Source organism: Ureibacillus sinduriensis BLB-1 = JCM 15800 (assembly GCF_000772955.1).
GTDB classification, from domain to species: Bacteria; Bacillota; Bacilli; order Bacillales_A; family Planococcaceae; genus Ureibacillus; species Ureibacillus sinduriensis.
This window is the reverse complement of record NZ_JPVO01000046.1, coordinates 12,073-33,137: the sequence shown is the minus strand read 5'-3', so window position 1 is coordinate 33,137 and position 21,065 is coordinate 12,073. Positions and strand designations below refer to the sequence as shown.

Genomic DNA, 21,065 nt, shown 5'->3' with positions numbered 1-21,065 from the left:
AGTATCTTATGGAGGTGATTATATGAAATTTCATCTTTTAGGTGATGATTTTGAAAAGGTCGAGATTGAGGTGGTGACAAGAAGTCACCCAAATACGACAGATTACTGGGATATAAACTGGATCGATTCAAAAATTAGTGTTGAAATCCCGGGGTATGTTGTTCAATTTCATGCTGCTTTGAGAACTGACGAAATAAGCGATTTCCTCCAAGGACTCAAATTAATGTACAGCAATTTAAGAGGAAAGGCGGCTTTGAATAATTTGGACAATGCAATATTCTTTGAGTGTGAAATGGATCACCTAGGAAAACTGAAGTGGTTGGGAGAAACGTGCTATCCTGCCGGTTATGGAGCTTTATTGAAATTTGAATTCAGCTCGGATCAGTCCTACCTGAAAAAATTAATCAAAGAATTAGAGGCTATATTAAGCGCTTTTCCCGTAATTGGAAATCCGTAGTGAGTAAAGGGGAAGACAAAGCTGATTGCTTAAAAGAAATGGAACCTTTCAAAGTGAATCGTTTAGTTTGAATAGTAGGTAAGAAGCAATCAATAGGAGAAAAATCCATGCTGTATTTTAAAACACAAATAAAAAGTCGATTTGTTGTACAAACCGACATTGAAAATCATTGTATTCATTTTTCTAAAAAATTAAATCAGTTAACAGGAACAATACGGTCGGAGCTAATAAACACCCTAATCCTGTATAGAAAGTCGCGGTAACGGCACCATAAGGAACCAATTTTGGATCCGTTGCAGCAAGACCGCCTGCTACTCCCGAAGTAGTTCCCATTAAACCGCCGTAAACCATTGCGGTCATCGGGTTATTCAAGCCAATAAATCTAGCGATAAATGGTGTCCCCACCATTACTAGTACGGACTTAACTAAGCCAGCAGCAATGCTTATTGCAATTACTTCAGAGCTTGCCCCTAATGCAGCGCCAGTTACTGGACCAACAATGTATGTGGCAGTTCCAGCACCAATTGTTGCGATGTCCACTGCATCTTTGTAACCAAACATAAAGGCGAAAATTGCCCCAACCACAAACGACAGTATCACACCGATGAAAAGAGAAATTACCCCACGGAAACCGGCCTTTTTAACTTCATCAAAATTGGCTCCGAATGAAGTGGCTACAATGGCAAAATCACGTAACATACTCCCGCCCAGGAAACCGATGCCTGACAAAAAGCTAATATCGGAAATCCCCTTGGTGCCTTCCGTTACGACTCCACCGATATATGCCAAAACCAGACCGAGTACAATGGCAATAGCAGAACCGTGGATTCTGCCTTTTGTTAATTTACCAGAAATGAAATATGCAACCCACATTGTAATCCCGACAACCAGGAAAGCTGTAACCAGTCCATTATTAACAAATACATTCTTGATCATATCAAGCATCCGCTTCACCTCTCAAAGCTCTACTGGAATAAGAAGATTCTTCCTCTTTATGTTTTCCACTGAGGAGAGGGACACATGCCCAGCTGATTACTACAACTGCGATTCCCGCTATAATTGCTAAAGCTCCGCCTGTTAAAGCACCCAATACATTTTGGCTTGCTGCCATTGCAATCACGACCGGAATATACATCTGATTCCAAAAGCTCAAACCGTCCAGTGAAGGTTCTGCAATCTTTCCGGACTTGACTAGTCTATCAACTACGATGATCAAAAGTAGCATGGCAACCCCAACGCCCCCCACATTGGAATCTACCCCCATCAATGCACCTATAAATTCCCCGACAACTGTGCCAACCAAAAAACACCCAGCTAAAATAGCAACCCCATAAATCACCATAATCCCCGACACCCCTTTATCAAGTATTAGTTTAGTAGTGAACTGAAAGAAAGAATATTCAGTCGACTGTATTCTGTGAACATCATAAAATATAAAAAAATATAAATCAACTAAAAATTTATCGCAAAGCAGAATAAATAGTTTAAAACGATTGAATTTTCCAATTATCTGTTTTATTATCAATGTATACAGTCGACCGTTTTGAGGTTGAATCATGCATAAGGAAGTGGCTTGGATGGAATTTTTTTTAAACTATCCGTTAGATAATGCGTTATCCAGAATTGTTGCAGAGAAAATTTTGGAGCAGATCTTAAATGGAGATTTAAAACCTGGAGACAAAATAGTAGAGAGCGTGTATGCGGAAATGTTCGATACTAGCCGTTCTCCAATCAGGGAAGCGATTTATATGCTGACTACTGAAGGGTTGATCGAAAGGATACCTAGAAAAGGTGCTTTTGTAAAAGGATATACATTATCTGAAATACAAGACTTGTTGGATATCAGAAACAATATAGAACTTCTATCGGCAAAAAGAATACATGAGCCCCATAAAAAGAAAGATTTACTGGAAGAACTGAAAAGTATATTAAAAGAGTTGGAGAAATGTACAAATCAAGTACAATATGTTCGATTGAACTATGCTTTTCACTATACAATCATCAAATTCAGTGAGAGCAGTGTGTTAGAAGGGGTTTACAGCAAAATTAGTTTTCCGTTGTTAAGAATTCAAGGTATTCACTTTTCCCAAGTAGAAACAATCGAAAAGTCCAAAGAAGAACATCGAAAAATCTATGAACATTTAAAAAGAAACGAAATGGGCGAATTCACTGAACTTTTGCGTCACCATACGCAAAATGTAATCTTCAATGTAAGTAAAACACTATTCTAAGAGGAGGGATACATTGAAAAGTGCTTTTCTCTTTCCGGGTCAAGGTTCTCAATATGAAGGAATGTTAAATGATTTGCCCGATGATCCTGTCGTTAAAGAATTGCTGGAAGAAAGTAGCGAAATTTTAAATACGGAAATCCAATCACTGCATAGCAAAAATGCGCTTCTAAAAACAAAGGCGGTACAGCAATGTCTATTGATTGCATCTGTTGCTTCGTATAGAGTATTCGTGAAAAATGGAATCCTGCCAAATTATGTAGCCGGTCATTCCGTAGGTGCGTTCGGTGCTGCCGTTGCTTCTGGTGTCATTACATTTGAAGAAGGGCTTAGATTAGTAACCTTGCGTGGGGAGCTGATGGAAAACACTTGTGGAGAAGGCTATGGAATGGCTGTTGTATTAGGGCTTGATGAATACACATTATCCAAAATCGTAAATAAGCTATTCCTGCCGGGTGAACCGGTTTATGTTTCCAATCGAAATGCGCCTACACAAGTTACATTGTCGGGTTCTTTAGCAGGACTACAAAAAGTAATAGATTATGTGCAGTGCCACGGGGCAACATCTGCTCATCTGTTGAACGTTTCAACCCCCTCTCATAGCCCTTTATTCCAGCGGGTGAGCGAGGAGTTGTTCAATGAATTGGATAGGCTCGACTTAAAAAAACCGAAAATTCCGATATCCAGCAATATTACTTCAAGGTTATTAATGCAAGCAGACGCAATAAAGGAAGACTTGGCAAAAAGTATCTGTTACCCGGTCCGTTGGCACGATGCAGTGAATGTACTATACGAATCCGGCACTAAGTTATTTATCGAAATGCCGCCGGGTGAAGTGTTGAGCAAGTTAGCTCAACAAGCTTTCCCGGATGTTCGGACGATGTCTATCGCTAAAAATAGTATTGAGGATTGTTTTTATATATTGTCAAATTCATAAACAGGGGTGTATAGAATGGTTTTGAAAGACGTGGGCGAAACAGCTAAATCATGGACAACTAGAGTTGAAGCGAAGAAAAAAAGACTAGAAAGTGTAAAGGGATTGGTTGATGGGGTAATTATCCCGACCGACCGAATTGTAGAGGTTCTGGAGCGATTGATTAAAACGGGTGATCGCGTAGTGTTGGAAGGAAATAACCAAAAACAGGCTTCCTTCTTATCTCAATCATTGGTGCAAGTAGACCCACAAAAGGTCCATGATTTGCATATGATTATGTCCAGCATTTCAAGACCGGAACATTTGGACGTTTTTGAATATGGAATCGCAAAAAAAGTAGACTTTTCTTATGCAGGTCCACAGAGTCTTCGAATTTCCCACATGATAGAGGATGGAAAAATAGAATTGGGAGACTTGCATACTTATATTGAGCTTTATGGGAGGCTATTTGTAGATTTAATCCCCAATGTAGCGTTGGTCGCGGCGGATAAGGCCGATAGCAACGGGAATCTATATACAGGTCCGAATACCGAAGAAACACCTACTATCGTGGAAGCGGCAGCTTTCCGCGACGGAATCGTCATTGCTCAAGTAAATGAAATTGTGGATGAGCTGCCTCGCGTAGACATTCCAAGTTCCTGGATCGATTTTATAGTTGTAGCAGATCAGCCTTACGAGCTTGAACCATTATTTACAAGAGATCCACGACATATTACAGATATCCAAATTTTACAGGCAATGATGATCATCCGAGGCATCTATGAAAAACACGGTGTAAAATCACTAAACCATGGTATTGGGTTTAATACAGCGGCCGTGGAATTATTATTGCCTACTTATGGAGAGTCTTTGGGACTGAAAGGGAAGATATGTACAAATTGGGTGTTGAATCCTCATCCCACACTTATCCCGGCTATCGAATCCGGATGGGTGGAGAGTGTCTATGCCTTCGGCGGGGAGCTTGGAATGGAAAAGTATGTGGAAGCACGAAGGGACATCTTCTTTACAGGGAAGGATGGCAGCCTGCGTTCGAATCGGACCCTGGCACAATTGGCTGGCCAGTATGCCGTTGATTTATTTATCGGTTCCACTTTGCAGATGGACGGCCTAGGAAATTCATCGACGGTAACAAAAGGTCGGGTTGCCGGCTATGGCGGAGCGCCGAATATGGGGCATAACCCAGGAGGACGAAGACATTCCACTGATGCTTGGTTTGATTTGAAGACTTCCGACGATCCGTTGGCACGTGGTAAAAAGCTGGTAGTACAAGTGGCTGAAACATTCCAGGAAGCGAATAAGCCAGTTTTTGTTGAATCACTCGATGCCATCAGTGTAAAAGATCAAGCTAAACTAGCGGTTGCACCGGTAATGATTTATGGAGAAGACGTAACACATATCGTGACCGAAGAAGGAATTGCCTATTTATATAAATCCGACAGTATAGCACAAAGAAGGGAAATGATTGCCTCAATCGCGGGAATTACGCCAATCGGTATGGAGCATAATCCTAAAACTACTGAACGTCTACGCGAACAAGGAATGATCGCCCTTCCGGAAGATTTAGGTATACGCCGTTCGGAAGCGAAACGATCTTTGCTTGCAGCCAAAAATATAGATGAACTCGTTCAATGGTCGGGCGGCTTGTACTCGCCACCTGCAAAATTCCGTAGTTGGTAGTGTAAAGGAGGAAAGGAGATTGCAAGATGCACATATTTTTTCATCTACCTTGGCGGATTTAGCAGTAGCCTCGCTTGTTGAAGAAGTGTCGCTTACACCGAAACCGGGGCTTGTCGACCTAAATGATCAAGGCTCACATAATGATTTGGACTATGCAACCATGGTAAAATCCGCAAACTGCCTGCATGAGACCTTCTCCAAAATGGCAATGGCCGCCTATGGAGAAAGGCCATCCCAATCTTTACGGGAAAAGATTGGCGAGATTGGTCGTGAAGGGGAAAACACCATGTTTCAAGTAACAAATGGTGTCAACACACATAAAGGAGCTATTTGGTCGCTTGGTTTATTAACGGCCTCAGCAGCAATTCATAAAGGGGAGTGTGATGAACTGGCACTTTGCTTTACTGCAGGGGAGATTGCAAGATTCGATGATCGGTATATCCCGCCCCAGCTAACCAATGGGATAAAAGCTATCAATAAATACGGCGTAAACGGCGCAAAAGTAGAGGCACAATTGGCATTCCCTCACATTCGCACTGTCAGCATGCCAATCTTCAAAACCTCTTTAATTCAATATAACTACGAAGTGGCGAAATTTCGTTCATTTTTAGCACTAATGGCTAACTTGGATGACACCTGTCTCCTGCACAGAGGTGGGATAGAAGGTTTGGATTACGCGAAACAATATGCAACTACGGTTTTAGAAAGCGGCAACTTGGATGAACTAGAATCGATGAATGAGGAATTTATTTGGCGGAATTTATCTCCTGGAGGAAGTGCGGATTTACTGGCGGCAACCATCTATTTATATAAAATTTCTCAAATGAGATTATCGAAAGATATGGAACTTGCTACAATTCATTAATCGAAGGGAAGCGATATTGTGGAAAAATTAACTTATTCATTTCCGGCATCAAAAATGATTGAACAACCGGCACATGTTGGTGTTGTTGGTTCCGGGGATTTAGAAATATTGATTGAACCGTCCAATGAGAAGAAAACAATCGTTGAAATTCGTACAGGTATTACAGGATTTCAAGATACATGGAAAAAAGTTGTCGAGCGGTTCGTTAGTCAAAATGATATTTCGGCACGTATTAGGATTAATGATTTTGGGGCAACACCGGGAGTGGTATCGATCCGTTTAGCACAAGCAGTGGAGGTGAGTAAAATTGGCGCAAATCATAACTGAGAGTTTAGTAGAAAGCTTGGCACGCGAAAGGGCATTTCAATTATTGGACAAGGGGAGCGCGTATGAAATTTTGGGGCCTCTCGATGGGATAGAGTCGCCACACTTAGTCGCTCAAAACATTGTGCCACAGTTCGATGATGGCATGATTATTGTGAAAGGTACCTTAAATGGACAACAAACAGTCATCATCTCGATTGAAGGAAATTTCCAAGGGGGCGGCATCGGGGAAGTTTCGGGTGCCAAACTGGCAGGTACACTGGAAAAGCTAATCAAGGAGTGCGAGAAGGGCAATAAGATTCACCCGGTGATCATTTATGATACGGGCGGTGTGCGACTGCAAGAAGCGAATTATGGCTTACTGTCCATTGCCGAGATAAGTGCTGCAATCGTTGCGTTACGCGAATATGTTCCGGTGATAGGAATTATCCCCGGCAAGGTGGGCTCATTTGGTGGAATGTCCTTAACTGCAGGATTGTGTAGTGCGTTGATCATGACACGTGAAGGACGTTTAGGAATGAACGGTCCGGAAGTAATTGAACAAGAGGCAGGAATACGGGAGCTGGATTCAAGGAATAAACAATTGATCTGGAAAATGATCGGTGGGGCAATTCGACATGAATCAGCACTTGCAGATGTTATCGTTGAGGATGATATTCCAAATTATAAAGAGGCAATAAAGAACATTTGGAGCGGAGAGATTCGACTTCAACATCGGACAAAACAAATCCAAAACTACTTGTCATTATTCAAAACATTGGATATCGAAAAGAAAATCATGCCAGAACAGGCAAAAGAGTACTTAAATTCAAAAACCGTGAATATGGATATAGAGTTACCCACTCCTATGGGGGATGTGAAGAGTACCGGTAGCAGATGGTTTGATTTGTTGGCGAACGGTCAACATTCTATCAGCGAGGTGCCATCTGTATTAGTGGCGGATACGATCATTTCAGGAGTGAATGCCCGGTTAATAGCCGTTGTACCAAACCCAGACAGCAAATACTACCGTGCGCGTAACGGAGAAGTGGGCTTGCTGGAAGGATGGACAATTGCAAAATATGTTCGTCAAGCTATCGAGGAAGACAAAGACTTAACGGAAAAACGTTTAATCATACCAATCGTTGATGTACCTAGCCAAGCATTTGGCTATCATGAAGAGTTATTCGGCATCTATCTGTCTTGTTCGGCTGCTGTCGATGCCTATGCCACGGCACGTTTGGCAGGGCACCCAGTGGTTGCAACACTGGTGGGAAATGCTATTTCCGGTGCTTTCCTTTCTCATGGAATGCAGGCCAATCGTTTAATAGCGTTGAATGACGACGGGGTGAATGTCCATGTAATGTCAAAAAAGTCCGCTGCAATCATTACGCAGCGAACTATTGAAGAACTGGATGAGGCTGCGAAAGAAGTGCCGTCCATGGCTTATGATATTCAGTCATTTGAAAAACTGGGAGCACTGTTCAAATTGCTTGATGGGGTAAATGCAAAAGAACCAAATCCTGAAGATAGGGATATATTGGAAAGTGCCGTTATCGAAGCGTATAATGATATAAAAAGTGACTCGGCGAGAGATTTATCGAGTCGTTTAAAATCCGATATCGCTCGATCTTCCGGTAGAAAAGCATCGATTCAAGTTCGTGAAATGATTGATTTGCAATGGAGATAAAAGTACATGATATCGTGCGATTTGAAGCAATGAGTGATATTGAAAACACTATTGATCAACCCGGCTGGGTGAAAGATGCACCGACGGCCAAAAATTTCGGTGTCGTTAGAAGGATGCCTATTACCGACAAAATTGTTCCAATCGGGTTGCGCGGTAATAAGAGGGAGCAGCGATACGGGGCCTTTATCCATGAAAGAAATATAATACAGGTGATTTCCCCGATCTCGTTAGTGGGGCGAGTGGAGAGGCTCGCTGATCGGTTATATTTCCCTGCATTGTTAAGTATTAAAGAAGAATTCAAAAAGTACAAACTAGCATGGGGACCAACAGGGAGTGTAGGATTCGAGATTGCCACTTCCATTCAGGCAACAACACCTAGTAGCGACATTGACATTTGCCTCTACTTAAATGAAATAGAAACAGAATTACTGGTGAAATTGGGCAATTTCTTGGACGGTTTAGATCGACGGATAGATGTGCAAGTAGAACTACCCTCTATAGGGGCATTCTTGCTGAATGATTATTTGAAATATAATAAAACAGGTTTTATTGTAAGAACCAAGTTCGGCCCTCATTTAAGTACGATAGAAAACAATCGAATCAAGCTGGGAGTTAGTAGTGAAATAGGTTAATGCTATTAGTGAAAGGGGTGCTCAACTAAGGGCACCTCTTTTCAATGAATTAGTAAGTCGGTAGATAATGAAGAAAGAGAGCAGGATAGAAGGGATCATTCGCACAACGTAAAAAAGCCCGTTTTTCTACTCGAAAAATGGGGCTTTTGGTTGAATCTATAATGATTTTACTTTTTGCGTAGCATTGTATCTGCAAGCGGGATTCCAAACACTATAACTACTGCAGTTAAGACAGTTAGGGCCTCTAAAATAAAAATCGCAACTTGGTCAAACATCGAATCTCTCCTTCAATTCTTTCTAATTTTTCTTCTTTTATATTCTATTTAATTATCCATCATCCTATTGTAATGTCAAACAAAAAAGCGAAACCCTACAGGATTTTTATTGAGGATTAAGAGGGAATTAGCTCTTTATATCCAGATAGCTCATCGCTGTTAAGTACTATTTTCTTTATTTGGTAAATGTTAACATAATTATTGAGAATCTATGATATAATTTGTATGTAATGTAATATATTTCAAGGAAAGAGGGCGTATTATGAAGAAAACTAGATTTGCATCAATTTTACTAGCACTTCTACTAATTGTGGCATTGCCATTTTCGCAAGCCAATGCTGCATCATCTAAGGATGTTGCAGATTCAAGTCAGTCACTAATTGATTTATTGAAAGAAGTTTATGCTAATGAACAAAATTTAGATTCGTACAAATTTGACGGAAACATTAATCTGGGATTAATTTTACCTGAAACAGAAGAATTTGAGCCGGAAGTTGCTGTGGTATTTGAAATGTTAAAAGATATACAAATAGATATTTCTGGTGCTTACAAAAAAGACCCAATGCAACTGGAAGCTACAATCGACCTTACTTTAAAAGGTGATGTTGAAACGAAATTATCTATACCAATGGTTATGACTCAAGAGAAAATGTGGATCAAGCTTCCACAGTCTCCTCTATTACCAATGCCTGAAGAATTAAATGGGAAATTCATTGAGTTTGATCTATCGGAATTAGCCGAACTTTCAGGGGAGCCAGCTACTGCTCTTGATTATGATTTACAAATGAAGATGAATTCAGATATTATGAATCTATTCGTCGAATTACTAGGGAAAGATTTCTATAAAGAAGTAGATCCAAGTACTGTGGAGATTCCTGAGGGAATAGAAGCAGATAAGGTCATTAAATTCGAATTAACAAATGAAACAATCAAACCGTTTATCGATACTCTACTAAATGATATGCTTCCTAAGTTTGTTGAATTATTGGAGAAGCCTGAGTATGTAGAAGCTTTAGGCTTAACTGCTGAAGATGTAAAATTATTGAAAGAATCACTTTCATCAGAAGAAATCAATGTTGATGAAGTGGTTGCAGAGTTTAATAAATTCCTGAAAATTAATAAGCTAGAGGAGATTATAGTTATAACGGAAGATAACTATATTAGCTATGATGAAGGAACAATCGATTTTACGATACTTGTAGAAGAAGAAGAGGCCTTTACGCTTAAGTTGTCGTCCGTTCAAACAAAATCGAATGTAAATGAAAAATTCGATTTTAAAATCGGAATTCCATCTGGCGAAAATGTTCTCCCATTCGAAAAGTTGTTAGAATTGGAAGAAGCAGCTTTAACAAATAGCGGTATTTAATCGCGATTTTCGAGTTGATAAGCAAAGTTCAGACTGTAGACAAGCTCAATGCACCATTTGGCTTGTCTGCAGTCTTTTTCGTATTTTTAAAATATCTAAGGAACACTCTCAATTTTGGATGAAGAGTGACGTTTCCCATCACTTGTCCCCGGAGTTTTTCTTCATCACCACCTCGTGAATTACGTGACCATTTTTGAAGATATAAATTGGGATGGATAGCAACGTTAAGTGAATAAATGCAGCGTGATAGCTACATCCTAAGAAATAAATGCTAGCAAGGATGACGGAGATAGAAATGGGAATACTTGATATCATAATATTGCTATTTTTTATAATTAGTATTATCTGGACTTTTATAAAAGAAAGAAATGATAAAGCCGAACCAAGCGATGCAAGCGGCACTAGAGAAAAGGGAAAAAAGGGAGAAAAGAGGCAAAATCCAAAGCCTGTTCCTTCAACGATAAGTGAGGATAGCGAAGAAAACATCGACTACATTAAATTAAGCGGTGATGACCACAAGCGATGCAACCATTGCGAAAAAGTAATAGGTATTAAAGATAGCTTTTGCAGTTATTGTGGACTTCCTAATCTTGAAATGAATGCTTAATTTTTACAACATACATCTTGTAAGTTATGCAATGTCGGGAATCAGGGGCAGAAAATGGGACTTAAAAAAAGAAAGAAGAGAAGCAGATCGCTTTTAAAAGAATTGATAAACGAAATTAAGGGTTCGATCTTATTAGAAGTGGCAGGGAACCTCCTATTGTTTATACCAAGATGGTTAATCCGTTTGTTTAAACATATTTGGTAGGGGAAGGGTTCCAAAATAAGAAAGAGTACTACTATTTCATACAAGAACAAAAACAATACCATTCTCCAAATTGAGAAGGGTATTGCTCGTTTGTCCTGGCCATTCCTGACCACAACTGTGTTTGATTGATAATTAATACTTGTATTTGGAAATGAGGATTTGCAGTTCTTCCGCCATTTTCGTTAATGCATGAGCTGAAGCTGAAATTTCCTCCATAGCTGCAAGTTGCTGTTCTGCCGATGCAGCCACCTCTTCCGATGCTGCGGCATTTCCTTGAGCCAGTAGTGCATTTTCATTTACACGATCTGTAGTTTCGTGTATTGAAGCGGACACTTGTTGTACAGTTGCAGAGACTTCTTCCATCTGGGGGGTTACTCGATTCATCGTATCGATAATTCCATAAAATTTCGTTACGGCCTCATTTGAAATGTTCATGCCATTATTTACTTCTTGTGTAACTTGGGACATGATTTTCACTGTATTTTCCGTATCGTTTTGTATTGCTGAGATAATGTCATGAATATCTTTCGCAGATTCCCTCGATTGTTCGGCCAATTTTTTTACTTCATTCGCTACGACCGCAAAGCCTTTTCCATGCTCCCCAGCTCTAGCAGCTTCAATCGAAGCATTTAAGGACAGAAGGTTGGTTTGTTCGGCAATACCAGTAATGATTTTTAAAATCGAATCTACTTGTTTAGAGCGATCCGTTAAAGAATGAATCATTTTGTTGGATTCCAAGACAGAGTCGTGAATGGATTCCATTTGGTTGACGATTTTCCCAACGGATTCGCCACCTTCCAGTGCCTGTTTGGTTGCCTCTTGGGTAAGTTCTGTTACTTCTTGAGAAAAGTTGGAGATATGAGTGGCGCCATCAGATATCTCATTTAAAGCAAGCACACTTGCCTCTACACTATCTTTTTGCTTTTCTACACTAGCTGATACATGCTGGATTGATGTGGAAACCTGCTCCGTCACTGCCGTCGTTTCTTCGGAACTTGCTGATAATTGTTCTGCTGAAGAGGCGACTTGCTCTGCATTCTGTTCAATATTGTGTAAAAGTGTTTTTAAATTGTCTTGCATACTGATGAAGGCTTGTCCCAATTCGCCAATCTCATCCGTTGTTCTTACTTCGATGGACTGTGTAAGATCGCCATTGCTGATCGTTATTGCTTTTTCCTTCAAGTCTTTTATTGGTGTGACAATCGAACGGATAATAAAATAAACGATCACTGCACCAATAATAAGAGCAATCACTATGACTGCCAAAGTTGCATTTAGGATAGGAGAGGCCGCTTTGCTAATTTCGGAAGTGTACAAATTTCCGGCAACTTTCCAGCCTGTCAGCTCATTTGTTGTATAACCCATTACCTTTGGCTGGCCATTTAATTCGTAATCGAAGTTACCGGCTTGATCGCTATACATATTTTGATAAAATGATTCTTTTGCATCCGTTCCTGCTTCGTTTTCAGGATGGACAATGAATTTTCCGTTTTTGTCCAGAATAAGTGCATAACCATCTTGACCGATGTTGATGATTTGCGCTAGCTCTTGAAGATAACTCAGCTTCAAATCGATTCCAATTACATTCTTCCCGTCACTAGTAGTTTGAGAGATAGCCACAACAACATCATTAGTTGTGACAGATACATATGGGTCGGAAATAATTGCGTTTCCTTTCTGGGCAACTGCTTCCTTGAACCAAGTTCTTTCTGTGGCGTCGAAATCTGCCCCGACATCTGCATTTGGAATAATAAGAGAACCATCAGCAAGACCTATATAGATAGACTCCACTTCTGGATGTAATTCAGTATATTGTTCTAAGTAATCTTCAATTTGTTTTGTGTTTTCTTTTTGTAAACTGGCTTCATTGAATTGGTCCGTTATCTTGCCGATATCATGAATTTTCGGTTTAATGGCGTTATCGATCGACATGTTTAATACTTCTAAATTATCTTCAATACCATCTAGAAGATCGGTGGAGATAGCATCTTTTGCGGCCATATATGATCGTGTACCAATTATTATTGAAGGAAGGATCAATATAAAAGCAAACGCAAATATCAACTTCGGCTTAAGATTTCCTATTTTAGGTAATTTTAGTTTCCTCATGTTACTAATTCCCCTCTGTTTACAATTTCGCAGGGTAGGAGACGGAGTTTTAACTCAATAAACTACCCGTTATTAGTATATCGGTTCAAAAAGAAGAATTCTTAGTATTGATTTTTAATATAAATGGCGGAGATGTCGGAATGTTACTGGTATAACAACCAATAAAAGGATATAAGAAAGATAGAAGGTATTTGGCAAGTTTAAAATCGGAATGGTTTACGCCAAAGAAGGACAGGAAAATCATTAGTCTAAGTTGAAGTATTATTAGAATATTTGAGATAGTCATTTATTTCATAAGATGGCAATTAGGGAGGAATGTGTTCTCCATATTCATATATGTAGAGGGAGTCATGCGGTTAAGAGTAGGAGCTTTTCAGCATTTTTCTATTCACTGTTAAATTTTTTTGAAGCAGTATCTTTTATTAGAGGAGGTTTTCATGGAATACGAATCTTTTCGTTATATCGTATTTGTTAATGGCTTAATTGTACTATTAATCATTACATTGCTCATAAAAAAAGCGTATCGTAAATGGAGCATTGCGATTATGTTAGCCTATACGATTGTATATGCCGCCATTATAATAACAGCACCGTTAATCAAAGAGAAAAAATATGAAGAATTCCTAGCGGAGGTTGAAAATCAACTGGCAATACGGTATCCAACAGAAGAATGGACAATGAAGAAAGATATTAATTTTTATAGTTTTCCATATGATTTTTTAGTGGAAGTATCATTTCAAGAGGAACCAAATGTGATTTATGGGTTTGTATTGGATGAGGAAGCAAGCTGCATGAATATTACCGACATATAAAGGAGGAGTCGCTAGGAAGTAACACTTCCTATATTGAATCGGCTGAATGATATTTTGAAGGAGCTGAAAGTCTTGCTAACAAATGTATATTTCGTACGACATGCTCATTCTACATATACACCGGATGAAGTAGGTAGACCTTTGTCTGTTAAGGGGCTTGCTGACGCAGAAAGAATTAGCGAAGTTCTAGCGAAAGAAAATATTGACATTATTATAGCTAGCCCCTATAAAAGAGCAATCCAATCGGTGGAGCCTCTCGGTGTGAAGCTTGAGAAGGAAGTTATATTGGAAGCTGGTTTCAAGGAACGCACACTATCTTTAGAACCTGTTGAGAACTTTACCCAAGCAATAACGAGAGTTTGGGAGAATCCGGCTTTTTCGCTGCCTGGAGGGGAGTCTAATCATGTTGCCCAAAACTGTGGCATTATGGCTATTGGAAATGTACTCGAAAGCTATGAAGGGAAAAATATAGCGATCGGCACTCATGGAAACATAATGGTACTCATCATGAATCACTTTGATAAGAAATTTGATTTTAATTTCTGGAAAAACCTTGATATGCCAGATATCTATAAATTAACTTTTGAAAATAAAAATTTGCTAGATGTTAAAAGGATTTGGGATAGCACCAGATAAATTATTTAAAAGGAGCTGCTATATAATGGAGTTTTATAGTTTTAACAAAGAAAATGGAAAGCAAATTACCAAGTTCAATTCGAATTTTGTTATGTCCCGAATAATACAAACAGATGAGGCTGCTCATATTGGTTGTATGTATTTGGATAAAAATGGTCTTGTTGGTTATCATCAAGCTGTTGTTCCACAGCTGTTATTAGTATTGAATGGGGAAGGTCATGTGCGTGGGGAAAATGATGAATACGTTAGAGTCCAATCAGGTGATGCAGTATTCTGGGCTAAAGGTGAATGGCATGAAACAAAGTCGGAAACAGGATTGACAGCCATCGTCATTGAAAGTGACGGATTGAATCCATCAGCCTTCATGAAATTGAAATGATAGAGAGAAGGCCATGATTAAGGTAATACATAAAATAAGTGACCAAATGTCTTGATTTAAAAATCTTCTTAATACGGAAATCAACCCTCTTAAAATATTTATTTTTATATTTACAAGTCATGTAGTGAGGAGTAGAATGAATCCGAAATCAAATAATAAATGGCCAAATCTCGTAACGAGAACGGAGGACCCAATCTTTTTGGGGTTAATTCTGCAAATGCAGAAGGGATGATTTTAAGCTTCTTCGCCATCCTACCCGTCAGCTAACTTCGTCGGCTAAAGCGAAGGAGGTCTTATTGACCGCCTAATTCAAGGAGCCTTTTTGTTGATAATCCAACAAAAAGCAACTTGTTTTAAATGCGGTTTTTTATTATGCCAAAAACAAGGATTTAAGAGAAAAAGCTATGTAGTTAGAATTGGGTTTTATTTAAATCGGGGAGAATAACCATGAAAAATATACTTTTGGAAGGGCTTAATCCTTCTAAAATATTAGTGCTCGGTTTTGCTGTAGTCATCTTCGTTGGAGCATTCTTGTTAACACTACCTATAGCTACAGCCAATGGTACTGGCTTATCATTTTTAGATGCTCTATTTACTGCTACATCGGCAACTTGTGTTACAGGTTTAGTTGTAGTTGATACTGGCGATACCTTTTCAATGTTTGGGGAAATTGTCATATTGGCACTTATCCAAATTGGTGGTCTAGGGTTTATGACCTTTGCGACGTTTTTATTTACATTGTTGGGCAAAAAGATCTCACTAAAAGAAAGATTGCTTTTAAAGGAAGCATATAATGCAACTTCTACTGCCGGCATTGTGAAGTTAGTGAAGAGGATTTTGTTCTTTACAGTGATTGCAGAAAGTATTGGGGCTTCTTTATTAGCCATTCGCTTTGCATTTGATATGCAAATTGGTGAGGCGATTTATTTTGGGATATTCCATAGTATTTCTATTTTTAATAATGCAGGATTTGATATATTCGGAGATTTCAATAGCTTAACAGGATATGTAGATGATCCATTTGTTGTGTTAACTATATGTACGCTCATTATTATTGGCGGTCTCGGATTTGTTGTCATCAATGAGTTATACGAATACCGTGAAACACACAAGATTTCACTTCATACAAAAGTTGTCCTGACAACAACGGTATTCTTGCTTGTAGGAGCATCCATCCTAATTTTCTTATTCGAGTATGGAAACGATAAAACGCTTGGTCCTTTAAATATGGGAGGGAAAATACTAGGTTCCATTTTTCATAGTGTAACTCCTAGAACAGCAGGTGCAAATACTTTATCCATGGGCGATTTAACATATGCAACCCTGTTCTTAACAATCTTCCTTATGTTTATCGGTGGCGGTTCGGGTTCTACAGCGGGTGGTATAAAAGTAACTACTTTTGCGGTTCTAATGGTGACGGTTCTTTCACAGCTGAAAGGGAAAGAGGATGTCCTGATATTTAAAAGCCGAATTATTGAGAAGACAATATTGAAAGCATTCACTGTTGCTGTTAGTGGAATGATGGTTGTCATCCTGGTTACTTTTTTACTTAGTATTACGGAACATGGACATGATTTTATGATGTATTTATTCGAAGCAACCTCAGCATTCGGGACAGTGGGGCTATCCATGGGCCTAACACCAGAATTAACGCCGTTCGGGCGAATCTTGATTATTATTACGATGTTTATTGGAAGATTGGGACCGTTAACGCTTGGGTTTGCGATTACTAAAAGACGGACCAAAGAGGCTTATAAACGTCCAAAAGGAAATATGATGATCGGCTAACCATGGAAGGAGAATTGAAAATGTCTAAAAATCAATATGCTGTAATAGGTTTAGGTAGATTCGGCACAAGTATAGCGAGAAGGTTACATGAAGCCGGGCAAGAGGTATTGGGTATCGATATTAATGAAGAAAGTGTCGAAAATGCAGAGCCCTACGTAACAGATAGTGCAATAGCTGATGCAAGCGAAGAAAAGGCACTTGCTTCATTAGGAATAAGGAACTTTGATTGTGTGATTGTGGCAATCGGGGATGATATACAATCAAGTATTCTGACGGCAATGCTTTTGAAAAACTTGGGAATCAAAAAAATTATTGCGAAAGCAACAAGTAAGCGTCACGGGCAGGTCCTAGAAACAATCGGTGTACATTGGATCATCTACCCTGAAAGAGATATGGGGGAACGAGTCGCCAATCAACTCCTATCACCAAATATGCTTAATTATATTGAGTTATCCAAAGATTATAATATTGAAGAAGTTATTCTACCGAAGAAAATGGCAGGTAAAAATTTGCGGCAACTTGATATTCGTGCGCGATTCAAAGTAAGCGTCATTGCGATACTAAGAAATGACGAAATCATAATTTCGCCTTCCCCTGAAGAGTTGCTACAAATGGGAGATATTTTAGTAGCAATAGGAAATCGAAATGATTTAGCGAAATTTGCAAGTTTAGATTAAATAGTTTTATCGTAGAAAGGGGGGCATCCTTTTTTGGATGATTTCCTCATTTTTTATTTTAATAAAAGGTTAATGCAGCATATATATAGAAACAATAATCGTAAGCCAAAATTGGGAGGAAGCAATGAGCAAATTTAGTCTATTTGGCAAGTTTACAGTACAAACAGGTGAACGGGAGAAAATGGTGGAGATTTTGCTGGAAGCTGCAAAGTCAATGACTGACTTGGAGGAATGTGAAATCTATCTTGTGAATATCTCCGAAAATGAGCCAGAATCGGTTTACGTCTATGAAGTATGGAGTAATGAAGAGGCACATCAAGCATCGTTGACCCTTGAAGCAACAAAAACACTAATTCAACTTGCAAAACCCATCATTACAGGGATGGAAAGAATCTCTACCCTTAAGGCATTGGGAGGAAAAGGCATTTCATAGGTGCGGTAAAGCTATAGAAGGGACATAACACTTAAGTTGATGTTATGTCTTTTTTTAATTTCTGGACATTTTTATTAACTTTGAAGTTGTTGGGAAAGTTACAAATAGTGTAATATTACACTATTAAGGGGGTGTTGCGATGTGGAAAGAGATCAATTTATACAACTGATATCCGGAAAAATGAAACTTGTACGAACGGAACAAGGTTTCTCGCAAGACAAAATGGCAGAAATGCTGGGTATTTCAAAAAAGACACTTGTTCAAATTGAAAAAGGGCGAACAAATGCCAATTGGACGACTGTAATCGCATTTTGTGCCCTATTTAATGACAGTGAATTATTGTTATCGGTCATTGGTGATAAGCCAGTCTATCTCATCCGCTTAATTGCAAATAACAGCGAAGATGCGCCAAAGGATAAAACGATGGGTGGGATGTTTTGGTGGAAGGAAATCAAAGAACGGGGTAATTTCCGTTTGCAGCAAAATGTCATCAGTCATCACTATCGAATATTGGATGAAAGCAACTACCGCCGGTTTAGTTCATTTGAAAAAGAAGAAGCAATGAAACGTCTGGACGAATTAAACTCATAAAAATAAAAGAAAAAATTTCTGCATTTCATTGGAGAGGTTCCGCGGAAAGGAGATGTATTTTTGAAAGCTATTCACCTTGTTTTGTCATTACTTCCAATCCCGTTTTTGTTTCATTTGTATGAATTTAATAGCCATCTAGCCAGGCAAGAGCCTTTTCTTTTAGCTCCTGCTTTTATCTTTGTGATGATTGTTGTGGGACTGCAAATGCGGAAGGTTAAGTTATCATTGTTCTTTCCAGCAAGCATTTTGATGACGTTCTTCTCACTTGCGTTAGGCCATTTCTTTATTGAAGATGATGGGTCTTGGTTTAAACCATTTGGACGGAATGTGGCTATAATATTAATTGCGATAGTGTATATTTTTGGGCAGTTATTTTTAAGGGGTATTTCCAAAATGATTTCAACGGCAAAATGAAACTTGGTAACTGATACAATAGGTTAACTATCTTAAAAAATACTTTCGTTGGAAGGAGTTAATTTATGTGAAGAAGCTGGCAATGATTTTTTGTGTCTTAATAGCTATTTTTGCAGCAGTTGTATATGTAAATAAATTATACTACCCACCGCTTCCAGTAGAAGGCCTTTCAGCCAAAGAAGCTATTGATAGCTTAAATGATTCGGATAGTAAACTTACTCAAATTGAAGATGATGGCGAATTTTTATGGTACCTCACTAGAGTTGATGACAAAGGTATCGAAAGTGCTGATGATAAAGTCAAACAGTTGGTGGCAGCTAAAGGGTGGAGCTTTAAAGAAAAAGATGGTTCTGGCTTGTTCTTTGAAAAAGACGGGGAAAGGTTAATTGCAACCACCCAAATGTGGACGGGTGAATACGTCCTCATTCAAGTTATGAAGTTTTAAATCCTCCAATAATCTTTGAAAGAGAGTGAAGACTAAAGTGATTAATGATCATATACAGATTGAAAGAATAATGAATGCATTATCTAAATCATGGTCCGTGGAATCGAGTTCCAAATGGAGCTTGGAAAACCCCGCAAAAGGCCATTGTGGTGTCGCAACATTGGTGGTAAACGATTTATTGGGTGGGGAGATTTTAAAAACGGAATTACCTGACGGATGGCACTTTTATAATCTTATTGATGGGAAGCGATATGATTTCACATCTTCCCAGTTTGAAGAACCGATCGATTATAAAGATATCCCTTCAAATCGACAAGAAGCTTATTTGGATACCAATGAAAAACAATATAACCATCTAAAACAAAGTGTATTAAAGAATCTAGGTGTCTCAGGAAATTAATTTTTGGATTTGCCTATTTTTCTTTAATCTGTTCACGTATTCTTTGAAGTTCGTCAAAGGTCAAATCAGCAAGGGATTTTTTGATTTCCTCCTCAATGAGCTTCCTGTTTTTTTCTTGATATTGCTTGCGCCACTCACGCAGGCCTTCGGTTTTATCGAAAAGATATTCAATATCGATTTCTTCATTTTCTTCATCGGCCAAATAATCAAGTACAGCAGCTAACATACGTGAAAGTTTATCGATTTCACTTTGCGGATTATTTGGCTCCTCATCTATTTTTTCATTTTCAGCTTCTTCGTTAGTCTGAGCTGGCTTTCTGGGCATCGTGTCACTACTCCTTCGATTTTAATCAACTGATGTTTATTATGCCCAATGACATAATGTTTCATGAACTGAAAAAATATATGTTAGAATATAAAATATGGAAACATCTGGGTGTTGTTTGGGAGAATATCAATAACGAACGGGGAAGAAGGGATTTGGTGATCAGACAATTTTTAACTATCTCTCTCGGTTTATTACTACCATTAATAGGATTGTTTCTATTATTTAGCTTTTTGTTCAATGAAGCCATCGATTGGGAATACATCTACGTAATGGCAGTATTTATCCTAATAAGTGCAATGATTCTCGTCAGTGTCCAAGACATAGGGCAAAGAGTTAATAACCGTACGAAATACAATTACACAGCCTCGGTACGTAGTGGACCTATTATTATTCTAACGACTATTATGGTAATTAACACATCGGTTACATTCAATGGACTAGAAGTGGAAACATTGGTATTACGGATCGCCTTGTTGGCGGCAATCATTTTACTCTCTTTTTTAAGGTTCAAATTCTACATCGAAGACAAAACGCTCACTTATGAAATTCTGTTCTATTCAATAGTGATTTATAAAAGAATAATCAACCCCGATGAAATTAAACGGGTACAATTTGTGCGATCCGGATGGAGCAATAAGGGCGCAATTATAAAGGTGAAAAAAGGGTTCAATATACGCATCATTAATTTTGAACCTGTACATGTATGTGCAGAATTAAATATATTTGCTGATAAACATTCAATCCCAGTAGTAAAAACATATGATTATATGCTTTTGGAGAAATCCTCCCGCAGACCAGCTTAAGGGAAACTAGGA

Annotated in this window: 25 protein-coding genes and 1 riboswitch; of the genes, 21 read left to right on the top strand and 4 right to left on the bottom strand. The window is 38.7% G+C overall.

The genetic code is table 11. The annotated features are described in order from the left end of the window. Positions 1-22 precede the first annotated feature (22 nt). Positions 23-457 carry a WapI family immunity protein gene (locus CD33_RS06585; protein ID WP_036199293.1) on the top strand — a complete coding sequence of 145 codons (435 nt, stop codon included), beginning with the start codon at positions 23-25 and terminating at the stop codon, positions 455-457. A gap of 183 nt (positions 458-640) precedes the next feature. Here CD33_RS06585 and madM read toward each other — a convergent pair whose 3' ends face one another. Together madM and madL are read right to left on the bottom strand one after the other, a co-directional pair. Next, the gene (gene madM / locus CD33_RS06580) at positions 641-1,402 is read right to left on the bottom strand and encodes a malonate transporter subunit MadM (protein WP_036199291.1); all 762 of its coding nucleotides are present in this window, start codon (positions 1,400-1,402) and stop codon (positions 641-643) included. Continuing rightward, complete coding sequence (madL, locus tag CD33_RS06575) at positions 1,395-1,799, bottom strand: malonate transporter subunit MadL (protein WP_036199289.1); 405 nt, start codon at positions 1,797-1,799, stop codon at positions 1,395-1,397. The genes madM and madL overlap by 8 nt, the downstream gene beginning before the upstream one ends. 235 nt (positions 1,800-2,034) lie before the next feature. On the opposite strand from madL, the gene CD33_RS06570 reads away from it, so the two are divergent. The 9 genes from CD33_RS06570 (at position 2,035) to CD33_RS06530 (ending at position 11,034) form a co-directional block, all read left to right on the top strand. Next, positions 2,035-2,688 carry a GntR family transcriptional regulator gene (locus CD33_RS06570; RefSeq protein ID WP_036199560.1) on the top strand — a complete coding sequence of 218 codons (654 nt, stop codon included), beginning with the start codon at positions 2,035-2,037 and terminating at the stop codon, positions 2,686-2,688. 13 nt (positions 2,689-2,701) lie between these two features. Beyond that, entirely contained in the window at positions 2,702-3,622 is a 921-nt protein-coding gene (locus CD33_RS06565; RefSeq protein WP_036199287.1) for an ACP S-malonyltransferase, read from the top strand. Between the two features lie 15 nt (positions 3,623-3,637). Then, positions 3,638-5,296 (top strand): malonate decarboxylase subunit alpha, encoded by a 1,659-nt coding sequence (mdcA, locus tag CD33_RS06560; protein ID WP_036199285.1) that lies wholly within the window; start codon positions 3,638-3,640, stop codon positions 5,294-5,296. A 19-nt stretch (positions 5,297-5,315) separates the two neighbouring features. Further along, positions 5,316-6,161: a triphosphoribosyl-dephospho-CoA synthase gene (locus CD33_RS06555; protein WP_052130064.1), complete on the top strand. Its 846-nt coding sequence runs from the start codon at positions 5,316-5,318 to the stop codon at positions 6,159-6,161. An 18-nt stretch (positions 6,162-6,179) separates the two neighbouring features. Next, positions 6,180-6,488: a malonate decarboxylase subunit delta gene (locus CD33_RS06550; protein ID WP_036199283.1), complete on the top strand. Its 309-nt coding sequence runs from the start codon at positions 6,180-6,182 to the stop codon at positions 6,486-6,488. Beyond that, positions 6,469-8,154, top strand: coding sequence for a biotin-independent malonate decarboxylase subunit beta (gene mdcD / locus CD33_RS06545; protein ID WP_036199281.1), 1,686 nt, complete (start codon positions 6,469-6,471; stop codon positions 8,152-8,154). Before CD33_RS06550 ends, mdcD begins: the two co-directional genes overlap by 20 nt. After that, positions 8,145-8,786, top strand: coding sequence for a malonate decarboxylase holo-ACP synthase (locus CD33_RS06540; protein WP_036199279.1), 642 nt, complete (start codon positions 8,145-8,147; stop codon positions 8,784-8,786). Before mdcD ends, CD33_RS06540 begins: the two co-directional genes overlap by 10 nt. 537 nt (positions 8,787-9,323) lie before the next feature. Further along, positions 9,324-10,427 (top strand): hypothetical protein, encoded by a 1,104-nt coding sequence (locus CD33_RS06535; protein ID WP_036199277.1) that lies wholly within the window; start codon positions 9,324-9,326, stop codon positions 10,425-10,427. Positions 10,428-10,722: 295 nt separating this feature from the next. Further along, complete coding sequence (locus tag CD33_RS06530) at positions 10,723-11,034, top strand: hypothetical protein (RefSeq protein WP_036199276.1); 312 nt, start codon at positions 10,723-10,725, stop codon at positions 11,032-11,034. Between the two features lie 336 nt (positions 11,035-11,370). Here CD33_RS06530 and CD33_RS06525 read toward each other — a convergent pair whose 3' ends face one another. Continuing rightward, positions 11,371-13,347, bottom strand: a complete 1,977-nt coding sequence (locus CD33_RS06525; protein WP_036199274.1) for a methyl-accepting chemotaxis protein — start codon at positions 13,345-13,347, stop codon at positions 11,371-11,373. A gap of 437 nt (positions 13,348-13,784) precedes the next feature. Here CD33_RS06525 and CD33_RS06520 point away from each other — a divergent pair, with 437 nt between their 5' ends. From CD33_RS06520 to CD33_RS06475, 10 genes are all read left to right on the top strand, one after another. Beyond that, a complete protein-coding gene (locus tag CD33_RS06520; protein ID WP_036199272.1) occupies positions 13,785-14,159 on the top strand; it encodes a hypothetical protein in 375 nt (124 codons plus the stop codon). Between the two features lie 72 nt (positions 14,160-14,231). Continuing rightward, entirely contained in the window at positions 14,232-14,795 is a 564-nt protein-coding gene (locus tag CD33_RS06515; RefSeq protein WP_036199557.1) for a histidine phosphatase family protein, read from the top strand. Positions 14,796-14,820: 25 nt separating this feature from the next. Beyond that, positions 14,821-15,174 carry a cupin domain-containing protein gene (locus tag CD33_RS06510; protein WP_036199269.1) on the top strand — a complete coding sequence of 118 codons (354 nt, stop codon included), beginning with the start codon at positions 14,821-14,823 and terminating at the stop codon, positions 15,172-15,174. A gap of 151 nt (positions 15,175-15,325) precedes the next feature. After that, positions 15,326-15,467, top strand: a riboswitch (cyclic di-AMP (ydaO/yuaA leader). Positions 15,468-15,621: 154 nt separating this feature from the next. Further along, entirely contained in the window at positions 15,622-16,962 is a 1,341-nt protein-coding gene (locus CD33_RS06505; protein WP_036199266.1) for a TrkH family potassium uptake protein, read from the top strand. Between the two features lie 20 nt (positions 16,963-16,982). Beyond that, a complete protein-coding gene (locus tag CD33_RS06500) occupies positions 16,983-17,639 on the top strand; it encodes a potassium channel family protein (protein WP_036199264.1) in 657 nt (218 codons plus the stop codon). 124 nt (positions 17,640-17,763) lie between these two features. Beyond that, on the top strand, positions 17,764-18,072 hold the full coding sequence (locus CD33_RS06495; protein WP_036199262.1) for a putative quinol monooxygenase: 309 nt from the start codon (positions 17,764-17,766) through the stop codon (positions 18,070-18,072). A gap of 141 nt (positions 18,073-18,213) precedes the next feature. Further along, complete coding sequence (locus CD33_RS06490; RefSeq protein WP_036199261.1) at positions 18,214-18,663, top strand: helix-turn-helix transcriptional regulator; 450 nt, start codon at positions 18,214-18,216, stop codon at positions 18,661-18,663. Positions 18,664-18,723: 60 nt separating this feature from the next. Then, entirely contained in the window at positions 18,724-19,077 is a 354-nt protein-coding gene (locus CD33_RS20470) for a hypothetical protein (protein WP_176400107.1), read from the top strand. 67 nt (positions 19,078-19,144) lie between these two features. Then, a complete protein-coding gene (locus CD33_RS06480) occupies positions 19,145-19,522 on the top strand; it encodes a hypothetical protein (protein WP_036199259.1) in 378 nt (125 codons plus the stop codon). 70 nt (positions 19,523-19,592) lie between these two features. Next, positions 19,593-19,922: a YunG family protein gene (locus CD33_RS06475; protein ID WP_373906683.1), complete on the top strand. Its 330-nt coding sequence runs from the start codon at positions 19,593-19,595 to the stop codon at positions 19,920-19,922. Between the two features lie 13 nt (positions 19,923-19,935). On the opposite strand, the gene CD33_RS06470 is transcribed toward CD33_RS06475, so the two are convergent. After that, on the bottom strand, positions 19,936-20,247 hold the full coding sequence (locus CD33_RS06470; protein ID WP_036199257.1) for a hypothetical protein: 312 nt from the start codon (positions 20,245-20,247) through the stop codon (positions 19,936-19,938). Positions 20,248-20,405: 158 nt separating this feature from the next. Here CD33_RS06470 and CD33_RS06465 point away from each other — a divergent pair, with 158 nt between their 5' ends. Further along, positions 20,406-21,053, top strand: a complete 648-nt coding sequence (locus CD33_RS06465) for a hypothetical protein (RefSeq protein ID WP_156967301.1) — start codon at positions 20,406-20,408, stop codon at positions 21,051-21,053. The last annotated feature ends 12 nt before the right edge of the window (positions 21,054-21,065 follow it).

Coding starts and splice junctions, on each gene's coding strand:
- CD33_RS06520 (WP_036199272.1), top strand. CDS start 13,785: ATGGAATACGAATCTTTTCGTTATATCGTATTTGTTAATGGCTTAATT.
- CD33_RS06540 (WP_036199279.1), top strand. CDS start 8,145: ATGGAGATAAAAGTACATGATATCGTGCGATTTGAAGCAATGAGTGAT.
- CD33_RS06500 (WP_036199264.1), top strand. CDS start 16,983: ATGTCTAAAAATCAATATGCTGTAATAGGTTTAGGTAGATTCGGCACA.
- CD33_RS06505 (WP_036199266.1), top strand. CDS start 15,622: ATGAAAAATATACTTTTGGAAGGGCTTAATCCTTCTAAAATATTAGTG.
- CD33_RS06510 (WP_036199269.1), top strand. CDS start 14,821: ATGGAGTTTTATAGTTTTAACAAAGAAAATGGAAAGCAAATTACCAAG.
- mdcA (WP_036199285.1), top strand. CDS start 3,638: ATGGTTTTGAAAGACGTGGGCGAAACAGCTAAATCATGGACAACTAGA.
- CD33_RS06470 (WP_036199257.1), bottom strand. CDS start 20,247: ATGCCCAGAAAGCCAGCTCAGACTAACGAAGAAGCTGAAAATGAAAAA.
- CD33_RS06570 (WP_036199560.1), top strand. CDS start 2,035: ATGGAATTTTTTTTAAACTATCCGTTAGATAATGCGTTATCCAGAATT.
- madM (WP_036199291.1), bottom strand. CDS start 1,402: ATGCTTGATATGATCAAGAATGTATTTGTTAATAATGGACTGGTTACA.
- CD33_RS06535 (WP_036199277.1), top strand. CDS start 9,324: ATGAAGAAAACTAGATTTGCATCAATTTTACTAGCACTTCTACTAATT.
- CD33_RS06475 (WP_373906683.1), top strand. CDS start 19,593: ATGAATGCATTATCTAAATCATGGTCCGTGGAATCGAGTTCCAAATGG.
- CD33_RS06585 (WP_036199293.1), top strand. CDS start 23: ATGAAATTTCATCTTTTAGGTGATGATTTTGAAAAGGTCGAGATTGAG.
- CD33_RS06495 (WP_036199262.1), top strand. CDS start 17,764: ATGAGCAAATTTAGTCTATTTGGCAAGTTTACAGTACAAACAGGTGAA.
- CD33_RS06525 (WP_036199274.1), bottom strand. CDS start 13,347: ATGAGGAAACTAAAATTACCTAAAATAGGAAATCTTAAGCCGAAGTTG.
- CD33_RS06530 (WP_036199276.1), top strand. CDS start 10,723: ATGGGAATACTTGATATCATAATATTGCTATTTTTTATAATTAGTATT.
- madL (WP_036199289.1), bottom strand. CDS start 1,799: ATGGTGATTTATGGGGTTGCTATTTTAGCTGGGTGTTTTTTGGTTGGC.